This window comes from Algoriphagus machipongonensis (assembly GCF_000166275.1).
Lineage (GTDB): Bacteria > Bacteroidota > Bacteroidia > Cytophagales > Cyclobacteriaceae > Algoriphagus > Algoriphagus machipongonensis.
In genome coordinates, this window is sequence record NZ_CM001023.1 from 2,401,016 (window position 1) to 2,415,889 (window position 14,874).

Genomic DNA, 14,874 nt, shown 5'->3' on the forward strand with positions numbered 1-14,874 from the left:
AAAAAAACGGCCTCTGATATGGAGGCCGTTTTTTTGTAAGAAGCTTTTTTATTTTCCTGAAATATTAAGCGATCCCACATAGAAATTTGGATCCACTACAAGACTTTTTTGACTGCTTTTTGTATCAATACTTTCCCATCTCGTGCTGGGATTTAACCAAGTTTCTTCTCCGTTTTCCCAGAATATTTTTACAGGCATGTTCAGTGTTTCCACTGCATTTTCCCATCGATAAAATAATTTCCCATCTTCAAAATAATAACTCAGAATTGGGATTCTTATATCCCTTAAATACTGATCAAAAACAGAAGAAAGGTTTAATCCTACTTTTTGACTGATAAAGCTTTCCACCTGATCGGTGCTTACAGTTTGATGATAAAATTCCTTATTTAAACCTCTTAATATTCCTCTCCATTTTTCATCATCATTTACAATTTGACGAATCATGTGGAGCATGTTTGCTCCTTTGTAGTACATGTCTCCAGAACCTTCCTGATTTACTCCGTAAGGACCTATGATTGGAATGTCATTGTTGATGTTTTTACGGGTACCGAGCACGTAGTCACGGCTTGCCTCTTTTCCATAATAGTAGTCCAAAAAGAGATTCTCTGAATAGGCAGTAAAACTTTCGTGGATCCACATGTCAGCTACATCCTTGTAAGTAATATTATTGGCAAACCATTCATGCCCAGATTCATGGATGATGATGAAATCAAATTTCATTCCCCATCCGGTTCCGCTCAAGTCTCTTCCCAAGTAACCATTTGCGTAGTTGTTTCCATAGGTAACCGAACTTTGGTGCTCCATCCCTAGATAGGGTGTTTCCACTAGCTTATAACTGTCTTCATAAAAAGGGTAGGGGCCAAACCAGTATTCGAATGCCTCCATCATTTTTGGAGCATCCTTAAACTGCTTTTTAGCTTTCTTTAAGTTTTCTCTCAGTACATAATAATCCATATCCAAAGTGCCTTTTTCACCTTCGTACTTTTCTCCAAAGTGAACATAATCCCCAATATTTATATTGACGCCGTAGTTATTAATTGGATTGGTCACTTCCCAATGATAGGTTTTTGTTTTCTGTTCCTTGTTATGGTCAGTCTTAATCAGTCTTCCATTGGATACATCCATAAGGTTTTCAGGAACTTCTACTGAAATTAGAACTCCCTTATCTGGTTCATCTGCTGGATAATCCTTGTTGGGCCACCATATACTTGCTCCAATTCCCTGATTGGAATTGGCAATAAAAGGAAGACCATTACTGTCTTCATTCCAAGTCAAACCTCCATCCCAAGGTGGTCTAACCGCAATCACTGGCGAACCCTCAAAAAATAATTCAAACTGGTAGGATTGCCCCACCTCTTGTTTGATTGCTGGTGTGATCAAGTAACTATATCCGATTTTTTCGATCTTCAATTCTTGGTTTCCCTGCGTGGCTTTCAACAATTTCATCGGTTCTTGCAGTTCGACTTGAAGTCTTTTTGCTTTATCTAAAACCGTATAGGTAACCAAATTGGATCCTGAAATTGATTTTGTGTCAGGGTCAACTTTTACTTTGAGATGATAATGTTCTAAGTTCCACCAAGATCTATCTGGAGTATTACTTCCTCTCAGCGTATCTTGAAAAGTAAATTGCTGAGGAGTTCTAAATATCTGAGCATCTACACTCCAGGGGAGTAGTCCAATTACAAACAATAGAAATAATCCTTTTAAAAATCTGGTTTGCTGAATTGATTTCATATAGGGCGAATTAATTATGGGCTTGAAATTAAGAATGATCTCTTGAAGATGCTAACAAAGAAAAGTCAATCAGCATTTTCAATTTCTCGATCTTCTTGTTTGGAAGGGTAACATTATAGGCCTAGTTTCAAGTTTTATTATTGAATAATTAATATTTATCAATGAAAATCATATTTTTTACTCAAAGTAACTGGAGCATTCCTGCTATTATTGAATTAGGTAAAACGCATGAAATATCGGGAGTAGTTACTCAGCTTCAGGGGCCTAATTTTAATCCCCAGCTTATCGGCTTTTTGGAGCAAAGCAACCTACCAATAATTGATTGGGATCAAATTTCAAAAGATGGCTGGGCTTCTATTAGCAAAGATTCAGATATTGGAATAAGCTTCGGGTTTTCCAAAAAAATAAAAGAGGAGATTTTTTCAAGTTTTCCCATGGGTGTATTAAATGTGCATTTTGGGAAGTTGCCAAAATATGCTGGGCCCGCACCACTATTCTGGACTTTGAAAAATCAGGAACCTACCTTGACGATAAGTTTTCATTTGATTGATCAAGATTGGGATGCTGGGGATTTAGTATATGAAGAGGATATTCCGATCTTTCCAGGAGAGCCATTTGGTTTGTTAGGGGCTAGAGCTGCACAAATTTCAGGGGGAAAGTTAAATACTTTGTTGGGGAGAATGGATTCTATTCAAAGAACGCCTCTTAAAGTGAATTCACACCAACTGAAACGACCCACCGAACTAGATTTAACTATAGATTGGAAAGAATTAAAAGCCAATGAAATTGAAGCTCTGGTCAATGCTTCTAATCCGGGTTATGGAGGAGCAATAACTACTTTTAGAGGGAGCCAGCTTAAAATATTAGAAGTTAGCCCTGCAGAAGTTAATGAGGTAGGAATCTTTTCACCTGGAACCATTGTCTATTCGGATCCTAATTATGGGGTTTTTGTGATTTGCGGTGATTACAACTGTTTACGCTTAAATATTCTTCAATTAGAAGGTACCATTATTACGGGGCAAAAGATTGCTGCTCTGGGGGTTAGGGTGAATGAAAAATTTGGAAGTTAATAGAGGTTTTAAATAACTATAAATAAATGTGTTAAACTTAAAAATCGGTTCTGAAAGAGTGAATTAACTTTTTCTAATTAATCGGTTTTTAGGTGTCGAATTTTAATTGTGAAATCTCTTGATTTTCAGGATTTTTTTCTAATAATTGGCGTAACGAAGTAAATTTATTTTTAGTATATGGCTCAGAAAAGAAGAATGTTTTTAAAGAAAATCGGGCTTTCATTGGGTGTAGCATTCTCCCCATTGGTGGGATTTGGTAAAGGTAACCTATTTAGAATTAAGAGTTCTACTAATCAAATTTTTCATTTAAGTCCTAAAGTTCTTAGAGGAGAATTTCGAAGTTCATTTAATAATTTGCAGTCTAGCCTAATCTTAGTATCTGATAATAACTATGTAACTAAATCAGAGTTATTCGAAGAAATTAGGTCTGACGCTGTGTTGTTTACTAAAAAACACTTAAATTTATCGGATTCAATAAATAAGGATTTACCCTTGGTAAATTCTAATTTTAGTCAGAAACCAGATTTTGTGTCTGATTTTTTAATTTCTAATAAGACAGGTAAGCGTATTGGTATTTTAGGAATTGCGTTTGGTGAAGTTGGGCAAACTATTTCTGGGACTATCCGAAAAGTAAATGATCAAGCTAAGTTTTTGAGGAAAGTAAAAAATTGTGAATTGGTTTATTGTTTAATGGAAAATCCGAATTCCAATGATTCAGTTTTTACTCTAAGAGATTTGGCTGAGAAAAGTGATGAAGTAGATCAGTTTTTTGCTTCTAGCTCCGAAATTAAAGGTCCTCAATTATACTGTTTAAAAAATAAAGGAGGACGACAAATATTTCTTAACGTTCAAAGTGAAACGGTTCCAGAACAGGGAATTGTCAATCTGAAAAATGGTGAGTTTTCTGGCTTTAATGTCTTTTAAAGCCTTTTTATATTATTTGCATACATTTCAATTGTATGTTTTTCTTTAATTAAGTCAAATGTTTTACATAATTATTTTAAACTAAATTATTTTTACTATGGAACCGTTTATTGCACAGATTGTAATGTTTGGTGGGAATTTTGCACCTAGAGGATGGGCTTTTTGTGATGGCCAATTGTTGGCTATTTCTCAAAACACAGCTTTGTTTTCAATCTTAGGAACCACCTATGGTGGTGATGGAAGAACGACTTTTGCACTTCCAGACTTGAGAGGTAGAGCTCCGATTGGAGAAGGCCAAGGCCCAGGATTGTCAGTTTATAGATTGGGACAAAGAGGAGGGCAGGAAACTCATACTTTAAATACTACAGAAATGCCAAACCACAATCACTCTTTAATAGCAAGTTCAGATGCTGGAACATCTCCAACACCTACAGGTAATTATATTGCTACTCATAAAGTAACTATTGAAAGAGGAAATACAGTGGATGGCGAATCCTTTAACTCTGGAGGGAACTTAGGTCAAATGAACGGTAACTCTATAGGTAACAATGGAGGTAATTTGGCTCATAACAATATGCAACCTTACCTTGCTGTAAATTATATCATTGCTTTGGTAGGGGTTTTCCCTTCTAGGAGTTAGGAAGGTATTTAGTAAGGAAGGCTTCAAGCCCTCCTTACTTTTTGTTTTTAAAATGCTCCTTACTTTTAGTTCAGGAGTTTACCATACACCTTTTTATAGGAAATTTTCCCTAAAGAAGTTAAATGAAATCGAAGATTTGATTTTACTATCTCGGATTTTGAATTAAAAGAATGTTAATACCCGCTATTATGAAGACTTTTCCGTCAAGGTTTTTCTTGTTCATCCCTATTCTGTTTTTATGGACAAGTATTTTTAGTCAAGCCCAAACCACAGTTAATTTTAATGATTACGATATAAATGAAACCTTTCCCGGACTTTCGCATATTGAGGGAGAATTAGAGTTTGAAGTGGTTTTAGGCCCAGGTGGGGTTTGTACAAATTGTATTGGCGTTGATATTGATGAAGGTAAAGATGGCACCACAGGGCTAGATGATGCTAACCTTGAGGAGTTTGGAATTGTATCTTGGAAAATTTCCAAAGCAGATAATTCTTCATTTCAATTTTTGAGCTTTTGGATACAACATAGAGGACTCGGCTCAACTTCGGGAACAATCAAAGCATTTAAAGGTGGTGTCCAAGTAGGAAGTACAGTCAATATTAACTTTGATAGTCAAACAGCAGGGTTAAAATCTTTTGCCTCCAACCCTGATTTTTATGATGTGGACGAGGTGTTGATAGAGGCCTCAGATTTTTATGTTATTTTAGATGATGTCACCTATGGAGCCCCATTCGTAGTGGGTGATGCGGACCCGGCAGAAGTAACTGGAATTAATTTGGTTGGAGCACCATTGACTACTGCTACTTCCGTTGATTATACGGTCACTTTTTCTAAAAATGCAAAAAATGTTACTTCAGATGACTTTGAATTGACCACGGTAGGTACTATTGGTACAATAGGGGCAGTTACTGGATCGGGAGATACTTACAATGTCAATATTACTGGAATTAATGGGGAAGGGACCATCCGCTTGGATTTAAAGGCTGGAACTGATATTACCAATGATGATGATGTCGACGGAACTGCGGCCTACACTAGCGGGCAACTTCATTACGTAGGCGAGTGCTTTGTAGAGACTTTTGAAACTGAAACCAATGAGGCCACCACTTTTAGTGGAAACGGTCTGAACTTCACATTAGGCACCGGTCTTCAAATCGCAATAAGATCTGGCTTTGGCGCAGGTCCTTCTAATGGATATATCGCCAATAACTTTACAGCGGGCTCTTTTTCAGTTTCCAGTGCTACAGAGTTTACCATGAAGACGATCGATTTATTCCTTTCAGATCAAACAAATGGAAACAACCCCACAGCAACTGGAACTTTGGTCATCGTAGGTAAAAAGGGAGGAGTTGATCAATTTACCATTACGAAGTCCTCTGGCTTTCCGACTACTGCTGCAGTAAATAATGGATATTTTACCATAGACTTTGCTACCGATGGCGCTGCTAATTATAGGGATACCAATGTGGACGAATTGGTGTTTACGATTAGTGGAGGATTTACTGAGCTTGCGATCGATAATATGAATTTCTGTGAGGCGGCTCCAGATGTGGATACAGATGCCCCGGCAGTGAACAGTATTTTAAAAGTTGGAAACCCAATTTCCACTTCTACTGCTGTAGATTTCCAGGTGACCTTTGATGAAAATGCCAATAATGTAACCACTGATGATTTTGAGTTAATTAAAACAGGAACCGCAACCGGTGCAATCACAGGGATTAGTGGTTCAGGTTCAGCTTATACCTTGAATGTGACAGGTATTTCAGGAGAAGGCGCTATTCAAGTAAAACTTTTGCCTGGAACTGATATCGCAGATGATTTAGGCAACACTCCTCCTTTCGAGTATGTCAATGGTGAGCTTCATTTAGTAGGGGCTTGTTACATCGAGAATTTTGAGACATTCTTGGATGGAGTTACAGCATTCACCTCTAATGGAGTGGACTTTACTTTAGGTGGAAACTGGGCCGTGAATATCAGAAATGGCTATGGTATCAATAGCTCTGACAATTATATTGAAAACACAGGCGCTGGAACTTATACCATAGATAATAGTGAACCAGTAAGATATAATCAAATCGCATTCTTCTTATCTTCAGAAGTAGGATCCAATATAAATCCTACCAATGATGGAACCCTGACCATTCGTGGAGTAAGAAATGGGGCCACAGAATATACCATTACCAAGTCTACTGCTTTCCCGACTGATTTCTCCTCTAACAATGGATTCTTCTATATAGATTTTGCTACTGAAGGAGGTTCTGATAATTCTGGAACCTATGTAGATGGTCTGGAAATCGAAATAGGAGGCAGTTTTGTTTATTTGGCAGTGGATAATCTTCAGTTTTGTAAAGATTTTGAAGCGCCTACCGGATACTCCGTCACCATAGATCAAGATCCTATAACAGTTGCCAACTCGTCCGCCATCAGCTTTACTTTTTCTGGTGCTGAACTGGATGCCACCTATAATTATACTTTTTCTACTTCAGGTGGTGCGACCACCGTGGTAGGAAGTGGAACAATTGCTACTGCTACTGATCAAATAACCGGAATTGACGTGAGTAGTTTGGAAGTAGGAACGATCACATTATCTGTTAACTTAACGGATCTTTCGGGGAATACAGGAGATCCCGCAACAGATACATCCATTAAATTATTTAATAATGCCCCTACAGCTAATGCGCCGACGGCTCCTGTAGTCAACGAGGATATTTCCGTGGACCTTGCTGATGATATTCATATTACAGATTCAGACGGAGATGATCAGACTGTGACATTCACAATCACTGGGGGAACTCTTACTATTGGTACTACAGACATCACATTTGGGGGATCAGGAAATGGGTCCGCCAGCTTTACTGCAGCAGGTACTTTAGCAGCTATAAATACAGCACTGGATGCAGCAACTTTTTCTCCTGCTCTTAATTTATCTGGTGCAGGGGTAGGTTCAATTAGTTTTGTCTCTAATGACGGCGCAGTAGATTCCAATACTGCCTCTGTGACTTTTGATATTGAAGCGATTAATGACGCTCCGGAGTTCACAGAAATAGCTAGAAGAATAAACTATACCGAAGGTGGAGTACCTGCTAATTTTGCTGATGGAGGAGGTCTTCCTTTGATTGACGTCGATAACGACAATATTTTAGAAGCCACTATAGATAATAGTCAAAATTCTAGACTTGGTGATCAGTTTACAGTAAACGCCCCTGGACCGTATACTGTCTCTACAGTGGGCGATGTTATTACACTTACAGGAAATGGAACCGTGGCTCAAATGATTTCTGCTATAGAATCCATAGACTATATCAATACTACTGATGATCCTTCTGATACCCCTTTTGGAGAAAAAAGAGTATATATTAAAGTGAAAGATGCTTCAAATACCTGGTCGAATAATTTGATTATGGGTATCGGTATTTATGCAGTGAACGATGACCCAACCTTCACAGGCTTACCGACGGATATTTCTGTTCAGGACGGAATTGCAAGCAATATTGATCTATCCGCTGCTACTTTCGGAGATGTGGATTCCGGCTCAGGTGATGTAGTCTTGTCTTTCTTGGCTAGCACTGGTTCCCTATCAGCTACTAGTGGAAATGGAGTTGTTGTTTCTTCTCTTGGGCCTGGAACCATGAGTTTGACTGGAACTGAAGGAGCAATTGAATCTTTCCTAAATACTCCTTCAAATATCAAATACATCAATGGGGTGGGATCTACAGGAGATAATGCGGCTACCTTGAGCATTTCTGGTAATGACAATGGAAATACAGGAACTGGGGGAGGTATAAGCGTAATATTTGGATCTATAAATATTGATGTGGTGACTATACCAACGGTTACTTCAGTGACAGTTCCTTCAAATGCAACATATATTGCTGGTCAAAACCTTGATTTCACGATTAACTTCAGTGAGAGCGTAATTGTAAATACAGCTGCAGGTACTCCTGAGCTTAGTTTGACGATTGGATCTACGGAACGACAGGCAGTTTTCCAAAGTGGCTCAGGTTCGGGTGCTTTGCTGTTCCGCTATACAGTACAACCAGGCGAGCTGGATAACGATGGAATAGCAGTAGGGACACTTTCGGCTAACGGCGGAACGCTAGAAGGCGCGGTTGGGAATAATGCCAATCTTACATTAAATAGCGTGGGTTCAACAACTGCGGTATTGGTAGATGCGGTTGCTCCTTCCGGTTATTCCGTATCGATAGATCAGGATCCAATTACCCCATCCAATTCATCCAATGTCAGTTTTACCTTTGCTGCGGCAGAGAGTGGGTCTACTTATAATTATACTTTTGCTAGTAGCGGAGGAGGGACGCCTGTTACCGGTTCTGGAACCATAGTAACTCCTTTTGATCAAATCACAGGAATTGATTTAAGCGGATTAGGGGATGGTACGATTACACTAGCTGCTTCTCTGGAAGATGAATATGGAAATGAAGGTTCTGCTGCCACTGATACAAAAATCAAAACATCAAATATTAACTTCTCTGTTGACGACCCTATTATAACAGAAGGTAACTCGGGTTCAAGCAACCTTACATTTACCGTTTCACTATCGCAACTAGCACCACCAGGCGGAGCTACTGTCGACTATGCCACTTCCAATGGAACGGCAACGGCCGGATCAGATTATACAGCAGCAAGTGGTACTGTATTTTTTGCAACAGGGGAAAGCAGTAAGACGGTTAATATCAGCATTTCTGGTGATGAAACTGTAGAACTTGATGAGACCTTCACTATTACACTGTCTAATCCAACAGGAACCGGAGTGGTCATAGGAGATGCCAGCGGTATAGGAACTATAACTAACGATGATCAAGCAACAGTTACCATTGCTGATGTTTCTGTTGATGAAAATAGTGGAACAGCAATTATTACAGTTATTGTAGATAAAGCAGTAGATGGAGGTTTTGATGTGGATGTAAGTACTGCTGATGGAACTGCCACAACTGCTGACGCAGATTATACAGCTGTGGCATCCCAAACTCTCACTTTTGCTGGTACGGCTGGGGAGTCGGAGACTTTTAGCATTCCGCTTGGTAGTGATACCAAAGTGGAATTAGATGAGACTGTATCTATCAGTATGGGTGGTTTAAGTCCAGTTATTGTGGATGCTGCGGACATAGATATTGCTGATGATGCAATCCTAACAATCAATAACGATGACCAAGCAACAATATCTATTGCCGATGTCAGTGGAAATGAAGATGATGGTGCCATTACAGTTACCGCAACATTAGATTTAGCTGTTCAAGGAGGATTTACAGTGAATGTCAGTTCATTGGATGGAACGGCAATAGCTGGCGTTGATTATACTTCTGTTTTGGGCAGTCTGATCTTTGCTGGAACAGCTGGAGAAACTCAGTCATTTAATGTTACTCCGATAGCTGATGGCGTTGTTGAGGCTGATGAAACCGTGCTTATATCCATGAGTGGTCTATCTCCTACTTTTGTTTCGGCAAGTGATATAGATATTACTGAAGAGGCTACCGTTACGATTTTAAATGATGATGTCGACGCACCAAGTACTCCGGACCTAGCGGCTTCTAGTGACTCGGGAATCAGTGATACGGATAATATTACGAATGATTTAACACCGACATTTACAGGGACTGCATTGGCAAATAGTACCGTTAATCTTAGCAGTGACCTAGACGGTTATTTGGGTAGCGCAGCAGTTGATGGATTGGGTAATTGGTCCTTTACTGCTGCTGTTAATGTTTCTACAGGAATCCATTCCATCACTGCAACAGCAACTGACCCTAAAGACAATGACAGTCCTCCATCAGGAGCGTTATCTGTCACAATTGATACTACTTCTCCAACCGGATATGAATTAAAACCGATTGGATTAAATGGACAACCAGCTATCAATACAATGAATGAGAATGATGTAACTGTTAACGTTCAGCGACTTCCAGAATCTGTACTTACAGCTCATTATGTTTTCACGAGTGATGGTGGTGGGACTCCTGTCCAGGATACTAGATCAACCGCTCCTTTTGGTCTTGAAATATCTTTTATAGGAAATGACGTTTCAGGTTTAGGGGATGGCTTGGTTACTTTGACATTTTATATGACTGATAGAGCTGGAAACCCAGGTCCAAGTTTGTCTGTGAATGCTTTAAAGGATACTAGTGTTCCATCAGGATATTCAGTTGGTTGGGATGATTTAATTATTAATGCGAGTGAGGCTAGCAATACTTCATTTACTATATTTAATGGTGAAGTTGGAGCTACAGCTGAATATTCTATAGCTAGTAGTGGAGATGGATACACCGCCTTGATTACGGGCTCCATTGTTTTAGGTAATACTGTGGAGTCAATTCAAACAGATGTTAGCTCATTAGCGGATGGCACTCTTTTAGTTGAGGTGAGTTTAACAGATGCTGCTAATAACCCAGGTTCTCCGGTTTCGGATAATTCGGCTATTCTAGATCGAACTCCACCTTCCGCCCCTTCTACTCCGGACTTAGCAACTTCCAGTGATTCTGGAATCAGTGATTCAGATAATATTACAAATGATTTAACTCCGACATTTAACGGAACGGCTTTAGCAAATAGGACAGTCACCGTGATCAGTGATGTGGATGGGGTATTGGGTACCACTTCGGCAGATGGATCGGGTAATTGGAGCTTTACCGCAGGAAGCAATGTTTCCATAGGTGTTCACCTCATTACTGTTACCCAATCTGACTTGGCAGGCAATAACAGTCCTGCCTCTAGTGGTTTGATGGTTACATTTGATACCCAGGCTCCAGCACCAATTTTAATTAATGGTTTGGCACTTCAATTGGATAATAATGGACTTTCTCCAACGATTACTCCTGGTGATCTTCTGGCAGTTCCAATATCTGATGATTATTCAGCATCGGGAGATATTCTGTTGAGTTTGGATAAAACAAGCTTTGATTGTTCCAATGTTGGTAGCAACTCTGTCACTGTGACTGCAACAGATGAAGCGGGGAATTCTGGTTCCGAAGATACAAATGTGTTGGTTCAAGATGTTATTGCTCCAGCCATCCAAGCTAAGTCATCTGTCACTTTAAATGTGGATGCGTTTGGAACGGTTGAACTGACTGTAGGAATGGTTGATGAAGGTTCTACAGATAATTGTGGAATTCAATCTCAGGTATTTAGTAAATCTATCTTTGACAGAAATGACGAAGGTTTAAATAACATTACTTATACCGTTACAGACGTCAATGGCAATGATGCACAGGTGAATATAGAGGTGACCATCGTGGTGGTACCGAAGGTATTGAATATTGTGACTGACCCAGGTCAATCGAAAGTCTATGGTGAAACAGATCCGGTATTTACTTATACCGCAACTGGCTTTGAAGGAGGGGATGATGAAACCATCCTAACCGGGGCTCTTTCACGAGCAGCTGGAGAAAATGTAGGAAGCTATGCAATCAACCAAGGTACTTTGGATGCAGGTCCAAACTATACGATCAACTTCACTCCAGTAGATTTTGAGATCACACCTGCTACCTTGGATGTTACGGCAGATGCAGGACAAACCAAAGTTTATGGGGATGCTGATCCGGTATTTACTTATCAAGTAACTGGTTATCAAAACGGAGATGATTCGGGAACCCTTTCAGGAGCCTTGACTCGAGATGCAGGAGAAAATGTAGGTACATACCCAATCATTCAGGGAACACTGGATGCGGGTCCAAACTATACGATCAACTATACCAGTGCTGACTTTGAGATCACTCCAGCTATTTTGGACGTCACAGCAAATGTAGGACAGTCCAAGGTGTATGGAGAAGCTGATCCAGTATTCACTTATATGGCTTCAGGCTTTAAGAATGGTGATACTGATGCCTTGATTTCTGGTACTTTAATCAGAGTAGCAGGGGAAGATGTAGGAATGTATGCTATCCAGCCGGGAACCATTGAGGCAGGATCCAATTATACAATCAACTTCACTTCAGCTGATTTCGAGATCACACCAGCAAACTTGGATATCACCGCAGATGCGGGACAGAGCAAAGTGTATGGAAATGCCGATCCGGTATTTACTTATCAGGTAAGTGGCTATCAAAACGGAGATGATGCGAGTATTCTTACAGGAGCTCTAGCCAGAGCGGCAGGAGAGGATGTAGGAAGTTATGCAATCAACTTGGGTACTCTAAGTGCTGGAGCCAATTATACCATCACCTATACTGGTACAAACTTTACCATTACTCCTAGAACACTGAGCATCACAGCTAATCCGAATCAGGCGAAAGTATATGGTTCAGCAGATCCTGTATTCGCATATACTGCTTCTAACTTTGGAAATGGAGATAATATGTCGATTCTTACTGGAGCGCTTAGCAGAGTTCCAGGAGAAAATGTTGGAATGTATGCAATTACTTTGGGTACTTTGGATGCGGGTGCAAACTATACGATCAACTTCATTTCGGCTGATTTTGAGATTGCAGAGAAGGTATTGAATGTGACAGCGGATCCAGGTCAGGGTAAAGTCTTTGGAACAGCTGATCCGGTATTGACCTATCAGGTGACTGGCTTCGAAAATGGAGATGATGCAAGTATTCTCACAGGTGCTCTAGCAAGAGCGGTAGGTGAGAATGTGGGAAGCTATGCGATTAATCTAGGAAGTCTGGATGCAGGTGCCAACTATGCGATCAACTACACGGGAGCTAATTTCCTAATAACCAAAGCCACCATCACAGGAATCACATTTGCAGATGGAACCTTTGTATATGATGGTACAGAGAAGAGTCTGACCATATCAGGTACCCTACCTGCCGGGACTTCAGTCGCCTATACTAACAATGGTAGAACCGATGTAGGAACTCAGGAAGTAACGGCAACGATTACAGGATCTAATTACAATACATTGCTATTGAATGCAGATCTGACAATCACACCTGCAGCGATCGGGGATGTGACATTAGAAGATGGAAGTTTTGTTTACGATGGAACAGAGAAGAGTCTGATGATATCAGGAACTCTTCCTGATGGGGCTTCAGTGGCTTATACTAACAATGCTAGAACTAATGTTGGAACTCAGGAGGTATTAGCCACTATTAGCGGTTCCAACTTTAACGAGGTGATCCTGACAGCTGATTTAAGTATTACGCCAGCTACTTTGATGGTGATGGCAGACGAAGGTCAAAGTAAAGAAGTCGGTATGTTGGATCCTGAATTGACCTTTGAGGCCACAGGATTTAAAGGAACAGATACTGAGGCTATTTTGACAGGTATGTTGTCAAGAGAATCTGGAGAAGAAGTTGGAAGCTATGCAATCAATCAAGGTAGCCTAAGTGCAGGAATGAATTATGACATTGACTTCACTGGGGCAGACTTTATGATTACAGAGGAGCCAAATGTTGATACTGATGGTGATGGTGTTCCTGATAAAGTAGAAGAAGAACAAGGTACAGACCCTACAGATCCTATGGATTATCTGGATGAAGATGTAGATGATGTACCGGATTATGTAGAGGAGCAACAGGGCACAGATCCGACAAATCCAGGAGATTATCTGGATTCAGACGGAGATGATGTTCCTGATTATGTGGAAGAGCAAATGGGAACAGATCCAAATAATGCCGAGGACTTCCCAGATATGGATGAAGATGGTATACCAGATTATGTGACCGAAAGATCTATTACTGAGTTTGTCGCTCAAAGTATGGAAGTGATTTGGGGTACCATGGAAGAAGACTTGAAGGTTCCAACCGAAGTTGTGTTGATCACATCTCAAGGAGAATTCATCAATCTTCCTGTGACTTGGGATCTGACAGGATATGAGCCTATGAGTTCTGGAAGTTCAGATTTTAATGGATCAGTAGATATTCCATCAGGCATCTTTAATCCTTCTGACTTAACACCAGTCTTGACGATTACAGTTCTTGATAAGCCAGCGCCATTAGATGTTTCATTAAGTGAGAATAGCTTCATTGGAATACCAGATCAATTCTTCCAAGAAATTGGAGCCTTTACTGTTCTGGATCCTTCCGATGATGTTCATACCCTGACGCTTCCAGAAGGAGTACAGGACAATGAGTTCTTCGAGGTGATCGATGGAATATTATTCTGGAGCAGTGCAGAGCAGGCACAGGGAAGAACGGACTTCACGATCCTATTGAGAGTAGAAGACCGAGGGGGCAATGTGATTCAGAAGTCCTTTACCATTACCAGACTAAGGACTCCATTGGATCAACTGGAATTGACCAATACCTTCACACCTAACAATGACGGGGTGAACGATACCTGGGGAGTTCCGGCCTTGAGATATTATCAGGGAGTAAGAATTTCCATCATGGAAGTTGGAGGCAACAGAGTATTCTACACTGAGAATCCGGACATGCGTTGGGATGGTACATTTGATGGTAAGGATATGCCGGTCGGTGCTTACTTCTGGATCATCGAAGTGGAAGAAACCGGAGAGGTAAGAAGAGGGGTATTGAACCTTTTGAGACAATAATAGAAGACTGAATCTGGAGATTCTGGAATGACAAGTTCAGAATCTCCAATTTTTAAAC

The 14,874-nt window shown here is 40.2% G+C and carries 5 protein-coding genes; 4 read left to right on the forward strand and 1 reads right to left on the reverse strand.

All coding sequences use genetic code 11. From position 1 onward, the window contains the following. Window positions 1-48: 48 nt before the first annotated feature. Window positions 49-1,734 carry a M1 family metallopeptidase gene (locus ALPR1_RS10115; RefSeq protein WP_008200413.1) on the reverse strand — a complete coding sequence of 562 codons (1,686 nt, stop codon included), beginning with the start codon at window positions 1,732-1,734 and terminating at the stop codon, window positions 49-51. 161 nt (window positions 1,735-1,895) lie between these two features. On the opposite strand from ALPR1_RS10115, the gene ALPR1_RS10120 reads away from it, so the two are divergent. The 4 genes from ALPR1_RS10120 to ALPR1_RS10135 all read left to right on the forward strand — a co-directional run bounded on the left by ALPR1_RS10120 (window position 1,896) and on the right by ALPR1_RS10135 (window position 14,816). After that, window positions 1,896-2,804, forward strand: coding sequence for a methionyl-tRNA formyltransferase (locus ALPR1_RS10120; protein ID WP_008200414.1), 909 nt, complete (start codon window positions 1,896-1,898; stop codon window positions 2,802-2,804). A 177-nt stretch (window positions 2,805-2,981) separates the two neighbouring features. Further along, the gene (locus tag ALPR1_RS10125; RefSeq protein ID WP_040302738.1) at window positions 2,982-3,728 is read left to right on the forward strand and encodes a hypothetical protein; all 747 of its coding nucleotides are present in this window, start codon (window positions 2,982-2,984) and stop codon (window positions 3,726-3,728) included. Between the two features lie 97 nt (window positions 3,729-3,825). Further along, window positions 3,826-4,368 carry a phage tail protein gene (locus tag ALPR1_RS10130; RefSeq protein WP_008200417.1) on the forward strand — a complete coding sequence of 181 codons (543 nt, stop codon included), beginning with the start codon at window positions 3,826-3,828 and terminating at the stop codon, window positions 4,366-4,368. A 188-nt stretch (window positions 4,369-4,556) separates the two neighbouring features. Next, window positions 4,557-14,816 (forward strand): T9SS C-terminal target domain-containing protein, encoded by a 10,260-nt coding sequence (locus tag ALPR1_RS10135; RefSeq protein WP_040302739.1) that lies wholly within the window; start codon window positions 4,557-4,559, stop codon window positions 14,814-14,816. The last annotated feature ends 58 nt before the right edge of the window (window positions 14,817-14,874 follow it).